An 18,376-nucleotide genomic window follows, 5' to 3' on the forward strand; every position below is an offset into this window, starting at 1 on the left:
AGCCCCGGCAGGACCGCCGTGAGGCGCGGACCGGGCCTGCTTCGCAAGCGGGTCAAGCCCCGGCCGGCGCCATCGCCGCCGACCGCCGCGGCGGCTGGCGACGAGGATTCCGGCAGGCCGCCTCTCAGCGCGCCGTCCGCGCGTCGATCCAGCGGGTCGTGACGGTCGAGCCCTTCAGGCGATCACCTGCTGCGTGAAGGCGCGCAGGTGATCCATCAGGACGTCCGAGGCCGCCGCTGCCGCTTCTCCGTCTCCGCCCGCGATGGCTTCCGCGAGGCGCTGATGCGCGCGAGCGCCGATGGCGACGTCGCCCAGATGCCGGTACGCGTACCAGAAGCGCCGGCACTGGATGATCATCGGCAGCACCGCGGCCACCGCATAGCGGTTGCGGCAGGCCGTGTGGTTGACCCGGTCCAACGCCTGGTCCACCCGCATGTAGGCTTCCAGGTCGTGCCGCTCGGCGGCTTCGGCCATGAGGGCCGCGCAGGCCAGCAGTTCCGAGCGCTGCGCCGGCGACGCCCGGCGGGCGGAGCAGCAGGCGATCAACCGCTCCAGCGGCCGGCGTGCTTCCAGCAGATCCAGGTGTTCCGCCAGCGGCATGTCGCTGACCAGCAGGCCGCGCCGCGGCTGCTGCGCGATGAGGCCGCTGGCGACCAGCCGCATCAGCGCTTCGCGCGTCGGTGTCCGACCCAGCCCGATCCGCGCGATCAGTTCCGTCTCCACCACCGGCGCGCCCGGGCGCAACTGCAAGGTCGCGATCAGCGTCTCGATCGCGTCGTAAGCCTGGTCTGCCTGGCGGCGTTTGTCGACGTCCTGCAGCTCAAGGGTGTCTGAAGTCATGGGCGCGGATCATCGCAGGGTCTGGCCTACGGGCAATCCCTGGTCCGGGCCGGATTGAGTTTGCGCAGGTCAACCCCAGTTAAATCCGCGTCCGGCAGGTGCCGGGCCGGCCGGATGGGCCGCATACAATCACCGGTTCTTCCGTACGCCAGGACCTCGTGTCCGGCGGCGCTCCGGCCCCTGGCCGGCGCCAACGCAATTCCTGAGGGATATCGACGTGTTTATTTCCAACGCTTTCGCCCAGGCCGCGCCTGCTGCCTCGTCCGACCCCACGGGCGGCTTCCTGCAGATGCTGCCCCTGGTGGCCGTCTTCGTCGTCATGTACTTCGTGATGATCCGTCCCCAGATGAAGCGCCAGAAGGAGCACAAGACGATGGTCGAGGCCCTGGCCAAGGGCGACGAGGTCATCACCGGCGGCGGCATGCTCGGCAAGGTCGTCAAGATCGGCGAGCAGTACCTGACCGTCGAGATCGCCTCGGGCGTCGAGATCCAGGTCCAGCGCACGTCCGTCGTGCAGGTCCTGCCCAAGGGCACCGTCTCGAAATAATTCGAAACCCCGACCTGGGGCGGCCGCGTCCGGCGTGACCGCTCCCTGACGACCCGGCCCGTGCGACGCACGCGCCGGGTCGGTTTTCAGAGGCGCCCGCGGACCCGATGCCCCGCATCGGCCGACGCGGCGCCTGGTTTGCAGAGGATCTCCTCATGAACCGTTATCCGCTGTGGAAGTACGCGCTGCTCGTCGTGGCGTTGCTGGTCGGCCTGATCTACACGCTGCCCAACCTGTTCGGCGAAGCGCCGGCGGTGCAGGTGTCCAGCGCCAAGGTCGTCGTCAAGATCGACGACACCGTCCGCCAGCGCGTCGAGCAGGCGATCACGCAGGCCGGCGTCACGCCCGACTTCGTGCATCTGGAAGGCAGCTCGATCCGCGCCCGCTTCCATGACACCGACGCCCAGATCAAGGCCAAGGACGCGATCGCGAAGGCCCTGAACGGCAGCGAGACGTCCGACCCCACCTACATCGTCGCGTTGAACCTGGTGTCGCGCTCGCCGGCCTGGCTGACCGCGCTGCACGCGTTCCCGATGTACCTGGGCCTGGACCTGCGCGGCGGCGTGCACTTCCTGATGCAGGTCGACATGAAGTCGGCGCTGACGAAGAAGGCCGAGTCGATGGCCTCCGACGTCCGCACGATGCTGCGCGACAAGACCATCCGCCATGCCGGCGTCACCCGCGAGGGCAACGACGTCGCCATCAACTTCCGCGACGAGGCCACCCGCACGCAGGCGCAGAACCTGCTGCGCGACCAGGTGCCCGACTTCGCCTGGGTGCCGTCCGGCGCCGGCACCGAGCTGCGCCTGACCGGCTCGCTGACGCCCAAGGCGGTGATCGCCGTCCAGGACGCCGCGATCAAGCAGAACATCACCACGCTGCACAACCGCGTCAACGAGCTGGGCGTCGCCGAGCCGGTGATCCTGCAGCAGGGCCGCGACCGCGTCGTCGTCCAGCTGCCGGGCGTGCAGGACACGGCCAAGGCCAAGGACATCATCGGCCGCACCGCGACGCTGGAGATGCGCATGGTCGACGACAGCGCCGAGGCCCAGGCCGCGCTGGCGGGCACCGGTCCCGTGCCGTTCGGCACCGAGCGCTTCACCGAGAAGGACGGCGTCACGCCGATCATCGTCAAGCGCCAGGTCGTCGTCACCGGCGACAACCTGAACGACGCGCAGCCGAGCTTCGACGAGAACCACCAGCCCTCCGTGACGCTGAAGATGGACGCCAAGGGCGCCCGCATCATCAAGGACGTCTCGCGCGAGAACATCGGCAAGCGCCTGGCGATCCTGCTGTTCGAGAAGGGCAAGGGTCAGGTCGTGACCGCGCCGGTCATCCGCGGGGAGCTGGGCAACAGTTTCTCGATCACCGGCGGCGCCATGTCCACGCAGGAAGCCAGCGACACCGCGCTGCTGCTGCGCGCCGGCTCGCTGGCCGCGCCGATGGAGATCATCGAAGAACGCACCATCGGCCCGTCGCTGGGCAAGGACAACATCGACAAGGGCATCGCGTCGGTGACCTGGGGCTTCGTCGCGGTGGCCGTCTTCATGTGCCTGTACTACATGATGTTCGGCGTGTTCTCCGCGGTGGCGCTGGGCTTCAACCTGCTGCTGCTGCTGGCGGTGCTGTCGATGCTGCAGGCCACGCTGAGCCTGCCGGGCATCGCGGCGATCGCGCTGGTGCTGGGCATGGCCATCGACGCCAACGTGCTGATCAACGAGCGGGTGCGCGAGGAACTGCGCGCCGGCCTCGCGCCGCAACAGGCGATCCATGCCGGCTACGAACGCGCCTGGGCGACCATCCTGGACTCCAACGTGACGACGCTGATCGCGGGCCTGGCGCTGCTGGCCTTCGGCTCGGGGCCGATCAAGGGCTTCGCGGTGGTGCATTGCCTGGGCATCATCACCTCGATGATCTCGTCGGTGATGTTCTCGCGCGCGCTGGTCAACCTCTGGTACGGCGGCCGCAAGCGGCTGAAGTCCGTGTCCATCGGCACCGTCTGGAAACCCGGCACGACCGCGGTCCCGGCTGAATCGGCGGCCGAGGCCGTCGAGGCCAAGTAACAACGGCTGCGGCCCCCTTAGCGAGCGCACAACGCCATGGAATTCTTCCGAATCAAACGGGACATCCCGTTCATGAAACACGCGTTGATCCTCAACGCCGTGTCCTTCCTCACCTTCGTCGCCGCGGTGTTCTTCCTGGTCACGAAGGGCCTGCACTTCTCGATCGAGTTCACCGGCGGCACGGTGGTCGAGGTCCAGTACGCGCAGGCCGCCGACATCAACAAGACGCGTCACACCGTCGAGCAGATGGGCTTCGGCGAGATCCAGGTGACCAACTTCGGCACCTCGCGCGACGTCATGATCCGGCTGCCGGTCAAGCCCGACGTCAAGCAGGACGTGCTGGTCAGCCGCGTGTTCACCGAGCTGTGCAAGTCCGAGAACGGCAATGTCGTCGAGCACCAGGAAGTCACGCCGCAGGGCGAGGCGGTGACCCGCCAGGCCTGCGCGGTCGGCACCGCCGAACCGCTGAAGCTGACCCGCAGCGAGGTGGTCGGCCCGTCGGTCGGCGCCGAGCTGGCGCACGACGCCGCCTACGCGCTGGGCTTCACCGTCATCGGCATCATGCTGTACTTGGCCTTCCGCTTCGAGTGGAAGTTCGCCGTGGCCGGCATCATCGCCAACCTGCACGACGTGGTCATCATCCTGGGCTTCTTCGCCTACTTCCAGTGGGAGTTCTCGCTGGCGGTGCTGGCGGCGATCCTGGCGGTGCTGGGCTACTCGGTGAACGAGTCGGTGGTCATCTTCGACCGGATCCGCGAGGCCTTCCGGAAATACCGCAAGCTCAACACCCACGAGGTCATCGACCACGCGATCACGTCCACGATCAGCCGCACGATCATCACGCACGGCTCGACGCAGATGATGGTGCTGTCGATGCTGCTGTTCGGCGGCCCGACGCTGCACTACTTCGCGGTGGCGCTGACGATCGGCATCCTGTTCGGCATCTACTCGTCGGTCTTCGTGGCCGCGGCGATCGCGATGTGGCTGGGCGTCAAGCGCGAGGACCTGGTCAAGACCGGCCCCGCCAAGCAAGGCGACCCGGATGACCCCAACGCGGGCGCGGTGGTGTAGTAGAGTCATCCGCACTCCTCAAACTCGAGCTCGATGACCGCCGCCGACGCAAGATCCCAGGCCCTGGCTTCGCAAGCGCGGCGCGTCCACACGGAGGTGCTGCTGCGAGGGCTGCCCGCCATGGTGGCGGTCCTGACCACGGCGGTGCAGGACCAGCTCGCGCAGCCGGCCGAGCACGCGCTGCAGATGGCCCGCCGCGACGCCTTCGAGGCGTGGCAGCGCGCCTCGACCCCCTGGCACGCGCGGCTGGGCAAGTCGCTGCGGCACGCGTACCACCACGGTGCGGGCGATTCGCGATCGGCCTCGCTGTCGTCGCGCCCGCAGAACCTGACCCTCGTCAGCGACGACACGATCGAGCGCGAGATCATTGCCTCCCGCCTGGCGCTGGCGATGATGGACAAGGCCAGCTGGGAATTCAGCGACCTGCGCAACCGGATGCAGTCGCTGGAGCGCGTCGAGGACCTCCAGCAGCAGGATCTGCTGCGCGCGCAGGTGCTGGCGCGACTGGTGCTCGATGCCTGGTTCGAGGCCGGCCTGAGCAGCTCCGTCTGGCAGATGCTGCAGCGCTGGTTGCACCATGAGTTCTCGCAGCTCCTGAACGAGGCCTATCACGAGGCCAACCACTGGCTGATCCAGCAGGGCGTGATGCCCGAGGTGGACCTGCGCCCCTTCATCCGTCGCAACGCGCCGGCGGGGGGGATGACGCAGGCCGCGCCGCTGGGGCCGGCGCAGGGTCCGGGCCAGGCGCACGGCGGCATCGCGCCGCAGGCGGCGCAGGTGGCCGTCCCGGCGGGTCCGGCGGGGACGCCGGCCAGCCAGTCGGCCCAGCAGGTGATGGCGCAATTGCAGCGCGTGCTTGCGCGGCATGTGCCGGAGCTGGCGCAGCCGCAGGCCCAGGCGCCGTCGCGTTCCGGCATGCCGGCGGCGGGGCCGGCGACGCGCAGCGGATTGCCCGCCGCACCGGCCGGCCCGGCGACGATGTCCGGTCATCCGGCCGGTCCGGCGACGCGGACCGGTTCGCCACGGCTGACCGCCGCGATCAATCACGCGCAGGAAGCGGTGCAGCGCCGTGCGGACAAGGTCGCGACGGTCGACCAGCAACTGACGGCCCCGCAGGCACTCGACGAGATCCGCCACCGCAACCAGGCGCTGAAGCAGGTCCTGAAGAACGCCGCCGACACGCCGGCCGAGCGTGCCACGATCGAACTGGTCGCGCTGCTGTTCCAGGCCATCCTGCAGGAAGAACGCATTCCGCCGGCGATCCGCGTCTGGTTCGCGCGGCTGCAGATGCCGGTGTTGCGCGTGGCCGTCGGCGAGCCGGACTTCTTCGCCACGGACGACCATCCCGCGCGCCGCCTGATCGACCGGATGGGCTCGTGCGTGATGGGCTTCAGCACCTCCACCGCCGAGATCGGCGATGCGCTGGAGCGCGAGATCAAGCGCGTGGTGCAGGTCGTCGAGGCCTACCCCGACACCGGCCGACGTGTCTTCCAGACGGTGCTGACCGAGTTCGAGAAATTCCTCGATCACTACTTCGAGCAGGAGAACGAGGTCTCGAAGAAGGGCGTGTCGCTCGCGCAGCAGGTCGAGCAGCGCGAGACGCTGGCGATCCAGTACACGATCGAACTGCGCAAGATGCTGTCCGAGGTCCCGGTGCAGGACGGCGTGCGCGACTTCCTGTTCCAGGTCTGGGCGGATGTGCTGGCGGTGACGGGCGTGCGTTACGGTCCCCAGGCCGAGCAGACCAAGGCGATGAAGCGCGCCGCGGCCGACCTGATCTGGTCCGCGAGCGCGAAGGTGTCCCGCGAGGACCGGGCCGAGGTGATCCGTCGCCTGCCGCCGCTGCTGAAGACGCTGCGCGACGGCATGGGCCACGCGGGCCTCAGCCATGAGCGCCAGGACGAACACATCCGGTCGCTGAACAACGCACTGGCCGCCGCGTTCACTGCCAAGACCGCGGCGATCCCGCGCGAGCGGCTGGACGACCTGATGAGCCAGCTCGAGACGCTGGAGGCGATGCTCCCGTCGCCCGAGTCCGGCGAGATCAACGAGACGCTGGTGCGCGACCTGTCCAGCCATGAATGCGACGGGCTGGAAGTGGTCGCCGAGGGCGGCGCGGCACCGACGTCGGCGATGCTGGCGTGGGCGCGCGAGTTGCAGGTCGGCAGCTGGTACATGCTCGACTACCGCGGCCGGGTCGAGCCGGTCCAGCTTGTCTGGCGCGGGCTGCGCCATCACCTGATCCTGTTCGTCTCGCCTCAAGGGCGGGGCGTGCTGTTCCAGCTGAGCCGGCTGGCCGCGTTCCTGCAAGCCGGGCTGATGCTGCCGGCGCAGGACGAATCGCTCACCGTGAAGGCGACGCGCAACGCGCTCGCGAAGCTGGAAGTCGACCCGAGCCGCCTGCTGGCCTGAGTCAGACCGGCGTTCCACGCGCCCATGAAAAAACCGGCGCCGCGATGCGGGGCCGGTTCTGCTTTCTGCGCCAGCTGGAAGCAGGCGTATCAGTGGATCAGGCGCTCTTCCGGCGCGACGAACAACTCGTCGAGGATCAGCGCATCGGGCTCCTCGCCCAGGCTCCAGAACACCATCAGCACGATGATCTTCAGGTCTTCGAGGTCGAGCGGGCCGCCGGGGATGGCCATCGCGCGATCGATCACCATCTCTCGCATGGCGGTCGGCAGCACGCCGGCCGAGGCCAGGAAGCTGATGAACCCCATCGAGCTCTCGCCCAGATGGTCCTGCTCATCGCGCGTGTAGACGCGCATGCTGCGTTCGCCGGGCTCACCGTGATGGGATTCGGCAGCGCCGGCCAAGCCGTCCAGCCACGACAGGGCGTCGCGGATCTCGTCGTCTTCGAACCCGACCGCCGACAGTTTCCGGGTCAGCTGTGCGTGATCCGGGCAGGCGTCGGGCCGCCAATAGGTTTCGTACAGGTAGACGAGGACGTCAAACATGGCGGGGATGATAACCGACGCCCTGAAAGCCCTTCCTCCCGAAATGAACGGTCCGGCGCATGGAATTCCTCCTTCCAGAACGCCGGAACGCGTTCTTGACGGGATCGGGATTCACGTCGTGCGGCGGCGTTGGAAAAGCGCGCCGGGCAGCCGTGCGACGCGACCGTCCAACTCCAGGTCCAGCAGCGTCGCGTTGAGCTCGTCCTGCGGCCAACCGCTGCGCTGCGAGAGCTGCTCCAGGGACACCGTGTCCCGCCCGATCGCGCGAAGGAGGGGGTGATCGACGTCCGCTTCCACGGCCTCGGGCGCCGGCGCGCTGTCGGGTTCCAGGTCGAGCGGCACCGTGCGCGGCAGTCCGCCGGTGGGGAGTTCGTTGAGCAGGTCGTCCAACTCCTGGACCAGGCAGGCGCCCTGCTTGAGCAGGTAGTGGCACCCCTTGGATTGCGGCGCATGGATGGGGCCCGGGACGGCAAAGACCTCCCGGCCTGCCTCGGACGCCTGCCGCGCGGTAATCAGGGATCCCGACTTCAGGGCGGCCTCGACCACCAGGCAACCCTCCGACAGTCCCGCGATGATGCGGTTGCGTTGCGGAAAATTCGGCGCCATCGGAGGCGTACCGACGAAGTACTCGCTCACCAGCAGCCCGCGTCGCGCGACGTGGCGGGAGAGATCCGCATGATCCAGCGGGTACACCTGGTCCGGCCCGGTGCCGAGAACCGCGATCGTGCTGCCTCGTGTGTTCAGCGCGGCCTCATGCGCGGCGCCGTCGATGCCTTGGGCCAGTCCGGAAACGACGCAGAAGCCCGCTTCGCCCAGGCCGGCGGCGAAGTACCGCGCGTTCTCGTCGCCTTGCGGGCTGGGGCGCCGACTGCCGACGACCGCGACGCAGCGTTCGCTGAGCAGCTCGCGCCGGCCGTCCAGATAGAGCATCAGCGGCGGATCGGCCGTGTGCAGCAGAGGCAGGGGGTAGTCCGGTGCGCCCAGGAGCAGGATCGAGCGGCGCTCGCCGCTGGACAGCCAGTCTTCGGTGCGTCGGACCAGCCGGTCAAGCTGGTCCGGGCCTTTCGCCAGCAGCGTGGCTTCCTCCGGAGCAAGTGCGGCGCCCCAGCCGGCGCGGCCGGCCCTGAGGACGGCGCCCGGTGCGCCGTGGCGCGCGAGCAGCCGCCGGGCGGCGCCGCGCGAGACGCAGGACAGCAGATGAAGCCAGTCGCGCAGTTCGTCGTGGCTCATCCGTGCGGTCCTCGGGACGACCTGATCCGGAGAGCCGCCGCGCTGACCGCCGTGATTACGGCTGCGTGAACCGGTCGCCCGGGACGACCGGTTCCTGGACCGACAGGATCAGCGCGTACGACACGCGGTCGAAGACCTGGAAGACGAACAGCTGGCCGTGACGCTCGTCGGGCAGCCGGATCTCTTCGCGGCGCGCGGTGGTGGGGTCGCGCACGACGCGACCGGCGTGCCACAGCGCCAGCACGTGACCGCGCTCGAGACCGTCGCGCTTGCCCTTGTTCAGCGCCACGATCTGATTCTGGCCGGCGGTGATCGCATCGCCGTAGACCGAGATGATGGAGCCGCTGATGGGGCCTTGCGGTGCATGGGGCACGTAGCTCGTGTAGCCGCGCTCCGGTACCGGAGCGAGGCGGTCGCCCGGCTGTGCCTCGATGCGGTTCAGCGTCATCGTCAGCGTCGCCGGGACCTCGTTCTTCGTGCCATTGCCGCTGCCCGGGCGGGTCAGGTCGGCGGTGCCGACGTAGACGGCTTCATAACCCAGCACCTCCTTGGTCACCGGATCGCGCAGCGGGCGCGGCTCGCGGAACACGCGGAAGTTCTCGACGTTGGCCGGCAGGTTGCCGCGGGCGTAAGCCAGGTCGCCCTTGCTGATCCAGACGCGGTTCTCCTGCGCCGAGAAGATCCGCGGCGCGGCGTCCAGATCGTTGCTGTTGAGCACCACCGCCTCATTGAGGAAGGGCTCGATCAGGTGTTGCGGGATCGCGGCGATGGAGCCGTCGTACAGCGACTCGGAGCGCACGCGGGGCGACAGCTTCACCGTGCCGCCGGGGCCGCCGGCGCCCACGTCGCGGCCCAGCTGGAGGCGGGCGCGGCCGTCGGCCTTGATCAGCATCAGCACCTGGCCGGGGTAGATCAGGTGGGGGTTGCGGATCTGGTCGTTGTTCATGCCCCAGAGCTCGGGCCAGCGCCACGGGCTCTTCAGGAAGATGCCCGAGATGGCCCAGAGCGTGTCGCCTGCCTTGACCGTGTACGTGTCGGGGGCGTTGGGCGCCAGCTCCGACAGGGGCACGCCGGCCTGGGCGACCTGCTGCGCCGTCTGGCGCTGTCCCTGGGTGATGGGGAAGTCCCCCGCCGCGAACGACGGCGCGGCGGCAAAGGTGCCCGCCAGCAGGGCTGCAGAAATCATCGTCAAGCCCAGCGGCCGCCTTTGCGTCATTACTTGTTCTCCGCGCGCCGAGATCGAAGGCCCCTCGTGGCCAATGGCGCTTTTGTGACGAGGGCCAGACTGACCGCCAAATCGGCGAAAATCAACCGTCTCGCTGGCGGCGATTCTGCCCCGGTTCAGGGGGCCCGGCAATGAACCGGCCCGCCCTCCCTTGCAAGCCCTTACAAACCGGCGTTGTGCGCTGTCCACAGCGGCTCACCGCGCCTCGCGTCCTCACCATGGCGAAACTTTCCATTCTTCGATACCCCGATCCACGCCTGCACACGGTGGCCAAGCCCATCGCCGCGGTCGACGACCGCCTGCGCGCGCTGGCCGACGACATGCTGGAGACGATGTACGACGCCGACGGCGTCGGCCTGGCCGCCACGCAGGTGGACGTGCACGAGCGCCTGCTGGTGATGGACGTCTCCGAGGAGCGCAACCAGCCGCTGGTGCTGATCAACCCGGAGCTCGTCGCGCGCAGCGAGGAGATGATGGAAGGCGAGGAGGGCTGCCTCTCCGTGCCGACCATCTACGACAAGGTCATGCGCCACAAGAAGGTCACCGTCCAGGCGCTGGACCGCGACGGCCACACCTTCCAGTTCGATGCCGAAGGCCTGCTGGCCGTCTGCGTGCAGCATGAGATGGACCACCTCGCCGGCAAGGTGTTCGTCGAGTACCTGAGCCCGCTCAAGCGCGAGCGCATCAAGACCAAGCTGGTGAAGAAGGCCCGCGAGGACGCGAAGCACTGATGGCCTCGGCTCTGCGCGTCGCCTTCGCGGGCACTCCCGAATTCGCCGCCGTGGCGCTGCAGGCGCTGCTGGACGCCGGCTTCGAGGTCCCGCTGGTGCTGAGCCAGCCCGACCGCCCCGCCGGCCGGGGCATGAAGCTGCAGGCCTCGCCGGTGAAGCAGCTGGCGGTGGCGCGCGGCATCGCCGTGGCCCAGCCGCGCAGCCTGCGGCTCGACGGCAAGTTCCCCGACGAGGCCGAGGCGGGCCGGCAGGCGCTGGCCGACGCGCGCCCGGACGTGCTCATCGTCGCCGCCTACGGCCTGATCCTGCCGACGTGGGTGCTGGAACTGCCGCGACTGGGCTGCCTGAACATCCACGGCTCGATCCTGCCGCGCTGGCGCGGCGCCGCGCCGATCCACCGTGCCATCGAGGCCGGCGACGCCGAGACCGGCATCACCATCATGCAGATGGACGAGGGCCTGGACACCGGCGACATGCTGCTGCTCGAGCGGCTGCCGATCGCCGCGGCGGACACGACCGCGACTTTGCACGACAAGCTGGCGACGCTCGGCGGCCGGCTGATCGTCGAGGCGCTGGAACTCGCCGCCTGCGGCGGCTTCCATCCGGTGAAGCAGCCCGAGGCGGGCGTCACCTACGCCCACAAGATCGAGAAGGCCGAGAGCCAGATCCGCTGGACCGACGACGCCGCGCAGATCGCGCGCCGGCTGCGGGCGTTCGATCCTTTCCCGGGCGGCGTCGCGCAGCTCGACGGCGAGGCGGTGAAGGTCTGGCGTGCCGAGGTCGTCGAGGTCCAAGGCACGCTCGGCGAGCCCGGACAGGTGCTGGCGGTCTCGCCCGACGGCCCGGTCGTCGCCTGCGGCGCGGGCAGCGTCCGGCTGACCGACCTCCAGCGTGCCGGCGGCAAGCGCCTGCCCGCCGCCGCGTTCCTGCAGGCGCGGCCGCTGCAGGTCGGTACCCGCTTCGCTTAACCCTGACTGAATCGTCGGTCAAACCGGACCGGCCCCGGCTTGAACCGGGCCGCCTTGCCGTCACATGGGACATCGGGACGGTGTACTGTCCGGGTGAGTTTCCCTTCGCGGCTCCGGCCGCTGTTTTCGAGGAGTGATTGCAATGTTCAACCTGATGAAGACCGCCATCCTGATGGCCGCCATCACCGCGCTGTTCATGGCGATCGGCTCCCTGCTGGGTGGCCAGACGGGCATGCTGATCGCACTGGTCGTCGCGGTGGGGATGAACTTCTTCAGCTACTGGTTCTCCGACAAGCTGGTGCTGAAGATGTACAACGCCCAGGAAGTCGATGAGCGCAGCGCGCCGCAGTTCTACAACCTGGTCAAGGAGCTGGCCGCGCGCGCCCAGCTGCCGATGCCCAAGGTCTACCTGATCGAGGAGAACGCCCCCAACGCGTTCGCCACCGGCCGCAATCCGGAGCATGCCGCGGTCGCCGCGACCACCGGCATCCTGCGCGTGCTGTCCGAGCGCGAACTGCGCGGCGTGATGGCGCACGAGCTGGCCCACGTGAAGCACCGCGACATCCTGATCTCGACGATCAGCGCGACCATGGCCGGCGCGATCTCGATGCTGGCGAACTTCGCGATGTTCTTCAGCCCGCGCGACAGCGAAGGCCGTCCGGCCAACCCGATCGTCGGCCTGCTGGTGGCGATCCTGGCGCCGATCGCGGCCTCGTTGATCCAGATGGCGATCAGCCGCGCCCGCGAGTTCGAGGCGGACCGCGGCGGTGCCGAGATCTCCGGCGACCCGCAGGCGCTGGCGACCGCGCTCGACAAGATCCACCGCTATGCCCAGGGCATCCCGCTGGAGACCACCGAGCGCCACCCGGAAACGGCGCAGATGATGATCATGAATCCGCTCTCGGGCGGTGGCATCCGGGGGCTGTTCAGCACCCACCCGTCGACCGAAGAGCGCATCGAGCGCCTGATGGCGATGGCCCGCCGCTGAGCACCGCGACGCCGGGGCACGCCGATGGCGATCCCGGGCGCCGGAACCACGAAACACCGCCTCCGGGCGGTGTTTTTCATTGGATCGGGGGTGATGGCGTCGACGGCACAATGGCCCGATACCGCTGGTGCGCCTGTTTCAAGCGCCTGTCCCCGGCGGTCGCAAAGGACAGCATGAAGGCCTCTTCCCGTTCCCTGACCGCCTTGGCGGCGCTGCTCGGCGCCGCCGCGCTGCTGGCCGGCTGCGATCAGCTCGGCATCGAGGATCCCGCCAAGGTCGCCGCGGCCAAGCAGGCCGAGGGCAAGGCCATCGGCGGCGCCTGCCGCAACGCGCTGCGCGCCATCGAGGACTGCTACGCCCTGAACCCCAAGGCCCAGAAGGCGGCCGTCTACGACGGTTGGCGGGAGATGGACGAGTACATGCGCGAGAACAAGCTCGAGGGCACGCGTCCGCTGGTCGCGAACCCGCAGGCCAGCCGGCCCGGCGTGGCCGCGTCGGACGACGAGGAGGAATCGCCGCGCTCCGCCAAGGGGCAGGTCAGCGAGAAGGCCGCGGACAAGCCCGCCGACAAGACCTCGGACAAGGGCAAGGGCGGCCATTGAGCGTCGCCCGCTGCATCGGCACATCGCCCAGCCGTGCAGTTGATCCCGTGGATGGTGCAGTTCGTCATCGCCCGGTCGCCGGGCCGGGGCGACGCGGCGAAGATACGATCATCCGAAAGATCAGGAGATCGTCCATGACCACCCCGTCCTTCCGCGCCACCCGCCGTCTGTTCGCCATCACCGCGCTGAGCCTGGCGTCCGTGGGCGCCGTCGGCACCGCGCAGGCCTGGTCGCTGAGCTTCGGCAGCTCGCAGCGCATCGAGGGCAATGGCGACGTCGCCGCCGATGCCCGCGACGTCGGCGCGTTCGACGCGGTGGCGTTGTCCGGCGACTTCAAGGTCTTCGTGCGCCAGGGCTCGGCCGACAAGGTCGAGGTCAAGACCGACCGCAACCTGTTCAGCTACATCGAGACCAAGGTCGTCGACGGCAGCAAGGGCCGCACGCTGGAGATCTCGCCCAAGCGCGGCTTCAGCCTGAACGCCCGGGGCACGCCGACGATCACGCTGGACATGCGCCAGCTGCGCGGCCTGTCGATCTCGGGCTCGGGCGACATCCGCGTCGAGCCGATGAAGACCGGCAACCTGGACGCCAGCATCGCCGGCAGCGGCGACCTGCGCGTGCAGGGCCTGGAGGCCGACCATGTGACGCTGCGCGTCGCCGGCAGCGGCGACATGCTCTTCAACGGCAAGGCCAACGCGCTGTCGGTGACGGTGGCCGGCAGCGGCGACGTCAAGACCCGCGAACTGATCGTGGACGAGGCCAAGGTCAGCATCTCCGGCAGCGGCGACGTCACCGTGGCGCCGACGCGCAAGCTGGACGTGCGCATCGCCGGTTCGGGCGACGTCGGTTACGTCGGCAGCCCGGAGATCAGCATGTCCAACGCGGGCTCGGGCTCGGTGCGCAAGCTGAAGTGAGCGCCTGACGCGGCGCCCCCGGGCGCTGTGTGGACGCCCCTCGACGCGACAGCGGGCGAGGGGCGATTCGTTTGGGCACCGCGCAGACGACAATCGCGCCCATGGCGGAAGGACTCTCGGCGCTGGTGCGCCACCCGGAATTCAAGCGCGGCGCGAAGGAGATGCTCGGCATCACGCTGGGCATCTCGGCCTGGGGGCTGGTGACCGGCGTGGCCATGGTCAAGAGCGGCCTGGGCGTGGGCCTGTCGCTGCTGATGAGCCTGACGGTCTTCGCCGGCAGCTCGCAGCTGGCCGCACTGCCCCTGCTCGCCAGCGGCGCACCGCTGTGGGTGCTGTGGGCCACGGCCTTCTGCGTCAACCTGCGCTTCGTCATCTTCAGCGCCCAGTGGCGCCTGTACTTCGGGCCGCTGCCGCGCACGCAGCGGCTGGTCATCGGCTACTTCGCTGCCGACCTCAACTACGTCGCCTTCCTCAAGCGCTTCCCCGACCTGAAGCCCGATCCGGACAACCAGCTCCCGTACTTCTGGGGCGGCGTCGCGGCCAACTGGCCCGCGTGGCAGATCCCGGCCATCGCCGGCATCCTCCTCGCCGACCGCATCCCGACCAACTGGGGCTTGGGCTTCGCCGGCGTGCTGGCGCTGCTGGGGCTCAGCTACTCGCTGCTGAAGGACCGCAACACCTGGATCTCGGGCGCGGTGGCCGGCTGCGCGGCGGTGGCGGCGTACGCGTTGCCGCTGCGGCTGAACATCCTCGTGGCGATCGCCGCGGCGGTGGCCGTGGGGCTGCTGATGGAGAAGTGGCTCCCGCCGGCGTCGCCGGGACCGGGACCCGGACCGACCAGCTCGTCCGGTTCCTCCTCGGGGAGACCGGCATGAGCGTGTGGGAGGCGGCGCTGGGCATCCTCGGCATGGCGGTGATCACCATGGTCACGCGCAGCTTCTTCATGATCCCGGATCGCGAGGTCCCGCTGCCGCAGTGGGTCCGCGACGGCCTGCGTTATGCGCCGCTGGCGGCGCTCGCGGCGGTGATCGTGCCGGAGATCGTCATGACGCAAGGGGAGCTGATCCACACCTGGAAGGACGCGCGGCTCTATGCCGCGGCGGTCGGCACGGCCTACTTCTTCTGGAAGCGCGGCATCCTCGGGACCATCATCAGCGGCACCGCGGTGATGCTGACGCTGCGGATCGGGCTCGGCTGGTGAGCGGCCGGCCGGGCGGGCGGTCGCCGGTTTCAGCGGCGTTCCGTAACCCGCTCGGAGGGGGCGTGCCGTCACGCGGCTGTTAAGCTGCGGCCCGATTTGCCGGGCTTCTCCCGCTGCGTCTCCACGACGCGCGAGCACCTCGGCGCACCGCTTTCCAACTACTCGAAGCTCATCCCATGAACGTCCTGCCGAACGTCCAGCGTTTCGCCGATCTGATCGCCGCCGGCAAGGTGGCCGACCAGCGCGTGTTCATCCGCGCCGACCTGAATGTGCCGCTCAACGATGCCGGCCAGATCACCGAAGACACCCGCGTCCGCGCCTCGATCCCCGCGATCGAGATGGCGCTGAAGGCCGGTGCGGCGGTGATGGTCACCTCGCACCTGGGCCGTCCGACCGAGGGCGAATTCAAGCCCGAGGATTCGCTGGCGCCGGTCGCCAAGCGGATGGGCGAACTGCTCGGCCGCGACGTGCCGCTGGTCGCGAACTGGGTCGACGGCGTCGACGTGAAGCCGGGTCAGGTCGTGCTGCTCGAGAACTGCCGCGTCAACAAGGGCGAGAAGAAGAACAGCGAAGAGCTGGCCAAGAAGATGGCTGCGCTGTGCGACATCTTCGTGCACGACGCCTTCGGCACCGCGCATCGCGCGGAGGCCTCGACCTACGGCATCGCACAGTTCGCGAAGGTCGCCTGCGCCGGCCCGCTGCTGGCGGCCGAGATCGACGCGATCAGCAAGGCGCTGGCCAATCCGAAGCGTCCGCTGGTGGCGATCGTGGCGGGCTCCAAGGTGTCGACCAAGCTGACCATCCTGCAGTCGCTGTCGAAGAACGTCGACGGCCTGATCGTCGGCGGCGGCATCGCCAACACCTTCCTGCTGGCGGCCGGCCTGAAGATCGGCAAGTCGCTGGCCGAGCCCGACCTGGTCGGCGAAGCCAAGGCCGTGATCGAGTCGATGAAGGCGCGCGGCGCCGCGGTGCCGATTCCGGTGGACGTGGTGACGGCCAAGACCTTCGCCGCCGATGCGCCGGCCACGGTGAAGGCCGCGACCGACGTCGCCGACGACGACCTGATCCTGGACATCGGCCCGAAGACGGCGGCCCTGCTGGCCGAGCAACTGAAGGCGGCCGGCACGGTCGTGTGGAACGGCCCGGTCGGCGTGTTCGAGTTCGACGCCTTCGCCCACGGCACCGAGACCATCGCCCGCGCCATCGCGGCGTCGGACGCGTTCTCGATCGCCGGCGGCGGCGACACGCTCGCGGCGATCGCCAAGTACGGCATCGAAGACCAGGTGGGCTACATCTCCACGGGTGGCGGCGCCTTCCTCGAAGTGCTGGAAGGCAAGACGCTGCCCGCGTTCGAGATCCTGGCCAAGCGCGCGCAGGGCTGAAGCCGCGCGGCGGCTGAACATCGAGGGCGCCGTCGAGCGCCCTTTTCTTCGACCCGGTCCCACGCAGGACACGGGCGCAGAGGGAGGAGGATCATGAGCGACATCGACGGCACGACGCCTGCGGTGCGCGGTGCGGAGACCGGCATCGCGCCGGTCTGGCTGGCGCTGATCGCGCTGGCGGCCTCGTTCTTCCACCAGCTGATGCTGCTGGTGCCGGCGGCGCTGGTGACCCTGGCGCCGGCCGCCGTGTTCGACAACTGGCTCTTCTGGGGCGCTGGCGTCTTGGCATTCGTGCTGATGGCCTGGCTGGCGCAGCCGAGCTGGCACGGGTCGCCGCACCGCCTGACGCGCGAGCAGGCGCCGCGGCTCTACGCCCGCGTCGACGAGATGACCGATGCCATCGGGGCTCCGCGTCTCCATGCCATCGCGATCGACAACAGCATCAACGCGGGCGCGCTGGAGGAACATCGCGGCGTTTCGCTGCGGCCGACCCGGCGCGTGCTGATCCTCGGCCTGCCGCTGCTGCGCCTGCTGGATACCGCCGCGGCGGAGACGGTCATTGCGCATGAGCTGGGGCACTTCTCGCGCCGGCATGGGCGGCTCGGGCACTGGCTCTATCGCACGCGTGCGGCCTGGACCGCCTGGGCCACGAGCGTTCGCGAGGACGAGGACGACAGCAGCCCGTGGGATCGCGCCGGCGCGAACTTCGCGGAGCTCTTCCTTCCGTGGTTCAGTCGTGCCTCCGAGGCGCATTCACGACGCTGCGAATTCGAAGCCGACGCGCTCGCGGCGCAGTGGGCGTCGCCGGAGGCGTTGGCGCGTGCGCTGCTGTTGATCGAGATTGCCGTGATGCGCCAGGGCGAGGCGTCCACCTCGCTGGACGTGGATGCGCTGCGCGCGAGCGCAGAGCCACCCGCGCAGTGGGCGGACCACGCAGCGCAGGAGCTGCTGGCGCATCCACCGACGCCAGAGGAAATCGCCGAAGCGCTGCGCCATCGCCAGCCGCAGGGAAGCCATCCGCCGCACCGCCAACGGATGGAGGCGCTCGGCGTGGTCGGAGAGTCGATCGAGTTGCGGCCTCCCGCCTGGGAAGAGAGCGCCGCCGCCCAATGGCTGGACGGCGTCTGGCCGGAACTCTGCCAGGCTCAAGGACCGTGGGCGGGCGTCGGCGAGCGCTTGAGCTGGGCGATGGCGCACGAGGCGCTGGTCGGGCTCGACGCGGACAGCCGGCCCGTGCTGCCGCAACTGCCGGAGTTGCCGGAGCCATCGGACGACGCCGCCTGGCGTCGTCTCCATCGCCGGCGGGCCGCGGCCCAGGCGGCGATCGAGCACGGACAGGTTCGGCCTTGCGATCTCGCGCCGTCGCAGATCGAGGCGCTCCGTCGGGCGGTGTCGGTCAACCCGGCCATCGTGCAGGCGTGGCTCTTCGACGTGCCGGTCGAGCCGCCTACCGTGGCCGTCGTGTTGCGCGTCGATCCCGAGCGGATGATCGCGATGAAGCTCACTCTCGAGCAGGTCGCGACGACCTTGGCATTGACGATGGGATTCGTGCTGCCCGCAGGACGCGACTGGATGCCGCGCTTCAGCTACATGACCGAGGGACTGCCGCCCGAATTGCAGGCGCGTGTCGATGTGACGCCGCGCCTGAAGGGTTGAGGCT

General features: G+C 69.4%; 17 protein-coding genes. 13 read left to right on the forward strand and 4 right to left on the reverse strand.

Annotation, left to right across the window (positions count from 1 at the left end; translation table 11 throughout):
* Nucleotides 1–174 precede the first annotated feature (174 nt).
* On the reverse strand, nt 175–840 hold the full coding sequence (locus AC1VNM_RS24835) for a GntR family transcriptional regulator (protein ID WP_483108663.1): 666 nt from the start codon (nt 838–840) through the stop codon (nt 175–177).
* Nucleotides 841–1,057: 217 nt separating this feature from the next.
* On the opposite strand from AC1VNM_RS24835, the gene yajC reads away from it, so the two are divergent.
* The 4 genes from yajC to AC1VNM_RS24855 all read left to right on the forward strand — a co-directional run bounded on the left by yajC (nt 1,058) and on the right by AC1VNM_RS24855 (nt 6,933).
* Nucleotides 1,058–1,387 (forward strand): preprotein translocase subunit YajC, encoded by a 330-nt coding sequence (gene yajC / locus AC1VNM_RS24840; protein WP_067278751.1) that lies wholly within the window; start codon nt 1,058–1,060, stop codon nt 1,385–1,387.
* A 155-nt stretch (nt 1,388–1,542) separates the two neighbouring features.
* On the forward strand, nt 1,543–3,450 hold the full coding sequence (secD, locus tag AC1VNM_RS24845) for a protein translocase subunit SecD (protein ID WP_483108664.1): 1,908 nt from the start codon (nt 1,543–1,545) through the stop codon (nt 3,448–3,450).
* A 36-nt stretch (nt 3,451–3,486) separates the two neighbouring features.
* The gene (secF, locus tag AC1VNM_RS24850; protein ID WP_483108665.1) at nt 3,487–4,521 is read left to right on the forward strand and encodes a protein translocase subunit SecF; all 1,035 of its coding nucleotides are present in this window, start codon (nt 3,487–3,489) and stop codon (nt 4,519–4,521) included.
* Between the two features lie 33 nt (nt 4,522–4,554).
* Nucleotides 4,555–6,933 (forward strand): DUF1631 family protein, encoded by a 2,379-nt coding sequence (locus AC1VNM_RS24855; RefSeq protein WP_377158063.1) that lies wholly within the window; start codon nt 4,555–4,557, stop codon nt 6,931–6,933.
* A gap of 89 nt (nt 6,934–7,022) precedes the next feature.
* Here the strand turns inward: AC1VNM_RS24855 and AC1VNM_RS24860 are convergent, their stop codons facing one another.
* The 3 genes from AC1VNM_RS24860 to AC1VNM_RS24870 all read right to left on the reverse strand — a co-directional run bounded on the left by AC1VNM_RS24860 (nt 7,023) and on the right by AC1VNM_RS24870 (nt 9,921).
* Nucleotides 7,023–7,475 carry a Smg family protein gene (locus AC1VNM_RS24860; protein WP_377158062.1) on the reverse strand — a complete coding sequence of 151 codons (453 nt, stop codon included), beginning with the start codon at nt 7,473–7,475 and terminating at the stop codon, nt 7,023–7,025.
* Between the two features lie 111 nt (nt 7,476–7,586).
* On the reverse strand, nt 7,587–8,705 hold the full coding sequence (gene dprA / locus AC1VNM_RS24865) for a DNA-processing protein DprA (protein ID WP_483108666.1): 1,119 nt from the start codon (nt 8,703–8,705) through the stop codon (nt 7,587–7,589).
* Nucleotides 8,706–8,760: 55 nt separating this feature from the next.
* Entirely contained in the window at nt 8,761–9,921 is a 1,161-nt protein-coding gene (locus tag AC1VNM_RS24870; RefSeq protein WP_483108667.1) for a LysM peptidoglycan-binding domain-containing protein, read from the reverse strand.
* 227 nt (nt 9,922–10,148) lie between these two features.
* Here AC1VNM_RS24870 and def point away from each other — a divergent pair, with 227 nt between their 5' ends.
* The 9 genes from def to AC1VNM_RS24915 all read left to right on the forward strand — a co-directional run bounded on the left by def (nt 10,149) and on the right by AC1VNM_RS24915 (nt 18,372).
* Complete coding sequence (gene def / locus AC1VNM_RS24875; protein ID WP_377158056.1) at nt 10,149–10,661, forward strand: peptide deformylase; 513 nt, start codon at nt 10,149–10,151, stop codon at nt 10,659–10,661.
* A gap of 11 nt (nt 10,662–10,672) precedes the next feature.
* A complete protein-coding gene (gene fmt / locus AC1VNM_RS24880) occupies nt 10,673–11,629 on the forward strand; it encodes a methionyl-tRNA formyltransferase (RefSeq protein WP_483109327.1) in 957 nt (318 codons plus the stop codon).
* 142 nt (nt 11,630–11,771) lie between these two features.
* Entirely contained in the window at nt 11,772–12,617 is an 846-nt protein-coding gene (htpX, locus tag AC1VNM_RS24885; protein WP_483108668.1) for a zinc metalloprotease HtpX, read from the forward strand.
* Nucleotides 12,618–12,790: 173 nt separating this feature from the next.
* On the forward strand, nt 12,791–13,219 hold the full coding sequence (locus AC1VNM_RS24890) for a hypothetical protein (protein WP_483108669.1): 429 nt from the start codon (nt 12,791–12,793) through the stop codon (nt 13,217–13,219).
* Nucleotides 13,220–13,353: 134 nt separating this feature from the next.
* Complete coding sequence (locus AC1VNM_RS24895; protein WP_483108670.1) at nt 13,354–14,133, forward strand: head GIN domain-containing protein; 780 nt, start codon at nt 13,354–13,356, stop codon at nt 14,131–14,133.
* A gap of 101 nt (nt 14,134–14,234) precedes the next feature.
* Nucleotides 14,235–15,008 (forward strand): AzlC family ABC transporter permease, encoded by a 774-nt coding sequence (locus AC1VNM_RS24900; protein WP_483108671.1) that lies wholly within the window; start codon nt 14,235–14,237, stop codon nt 15,006–15,008.
* Nucleotides 15,005–15,334: an AzlD domain-containing protein gene (locus AC1VNM_RS24905; RefSeq protein ID WP_377161605.1), complete on the forward strand. Its 330-nt coding sequence runs from the start codon at nt 15,005–15,007 to the stop codon at nt 15,332–15,334. Before AC1VNM_RS24900 ends, AC1VNM_RS24905 begins: the two co-directional genes overlap by 4 nt.
* A 176-nt stretch (nt 15,335–15,510) precedes the next feature.
* Complete coding sequence (locus AC1VNM_RS24910; protein ID WP_483108672.1) at nt 15,511–16,716, forward strand: phosphoglycerate kinase; 1,206 nt, start codon at nt 15,511–15,513, stop codon at nt 16,714–16,716.
* 93 nt (nt 16,717–16,809) lie between these two features.
* Nucleotides 16,810–18,372: a M48 family metallopeptidase gene (locus AC1VNM_RS24915; RefSeq protein ID WP_483108673.1), complete on the forward strand. Its 1,563-nt coding sequence runs from the start codon at nt 16,810–16,812 to the stop codon at nt 18,370–18,372.
* Nucleotides 18,373–18,376 lie beyond the last annotated feature (4 nt).

The organism is Mitsuaria sp. MSU3D (genome assembly GCF_056867975.1).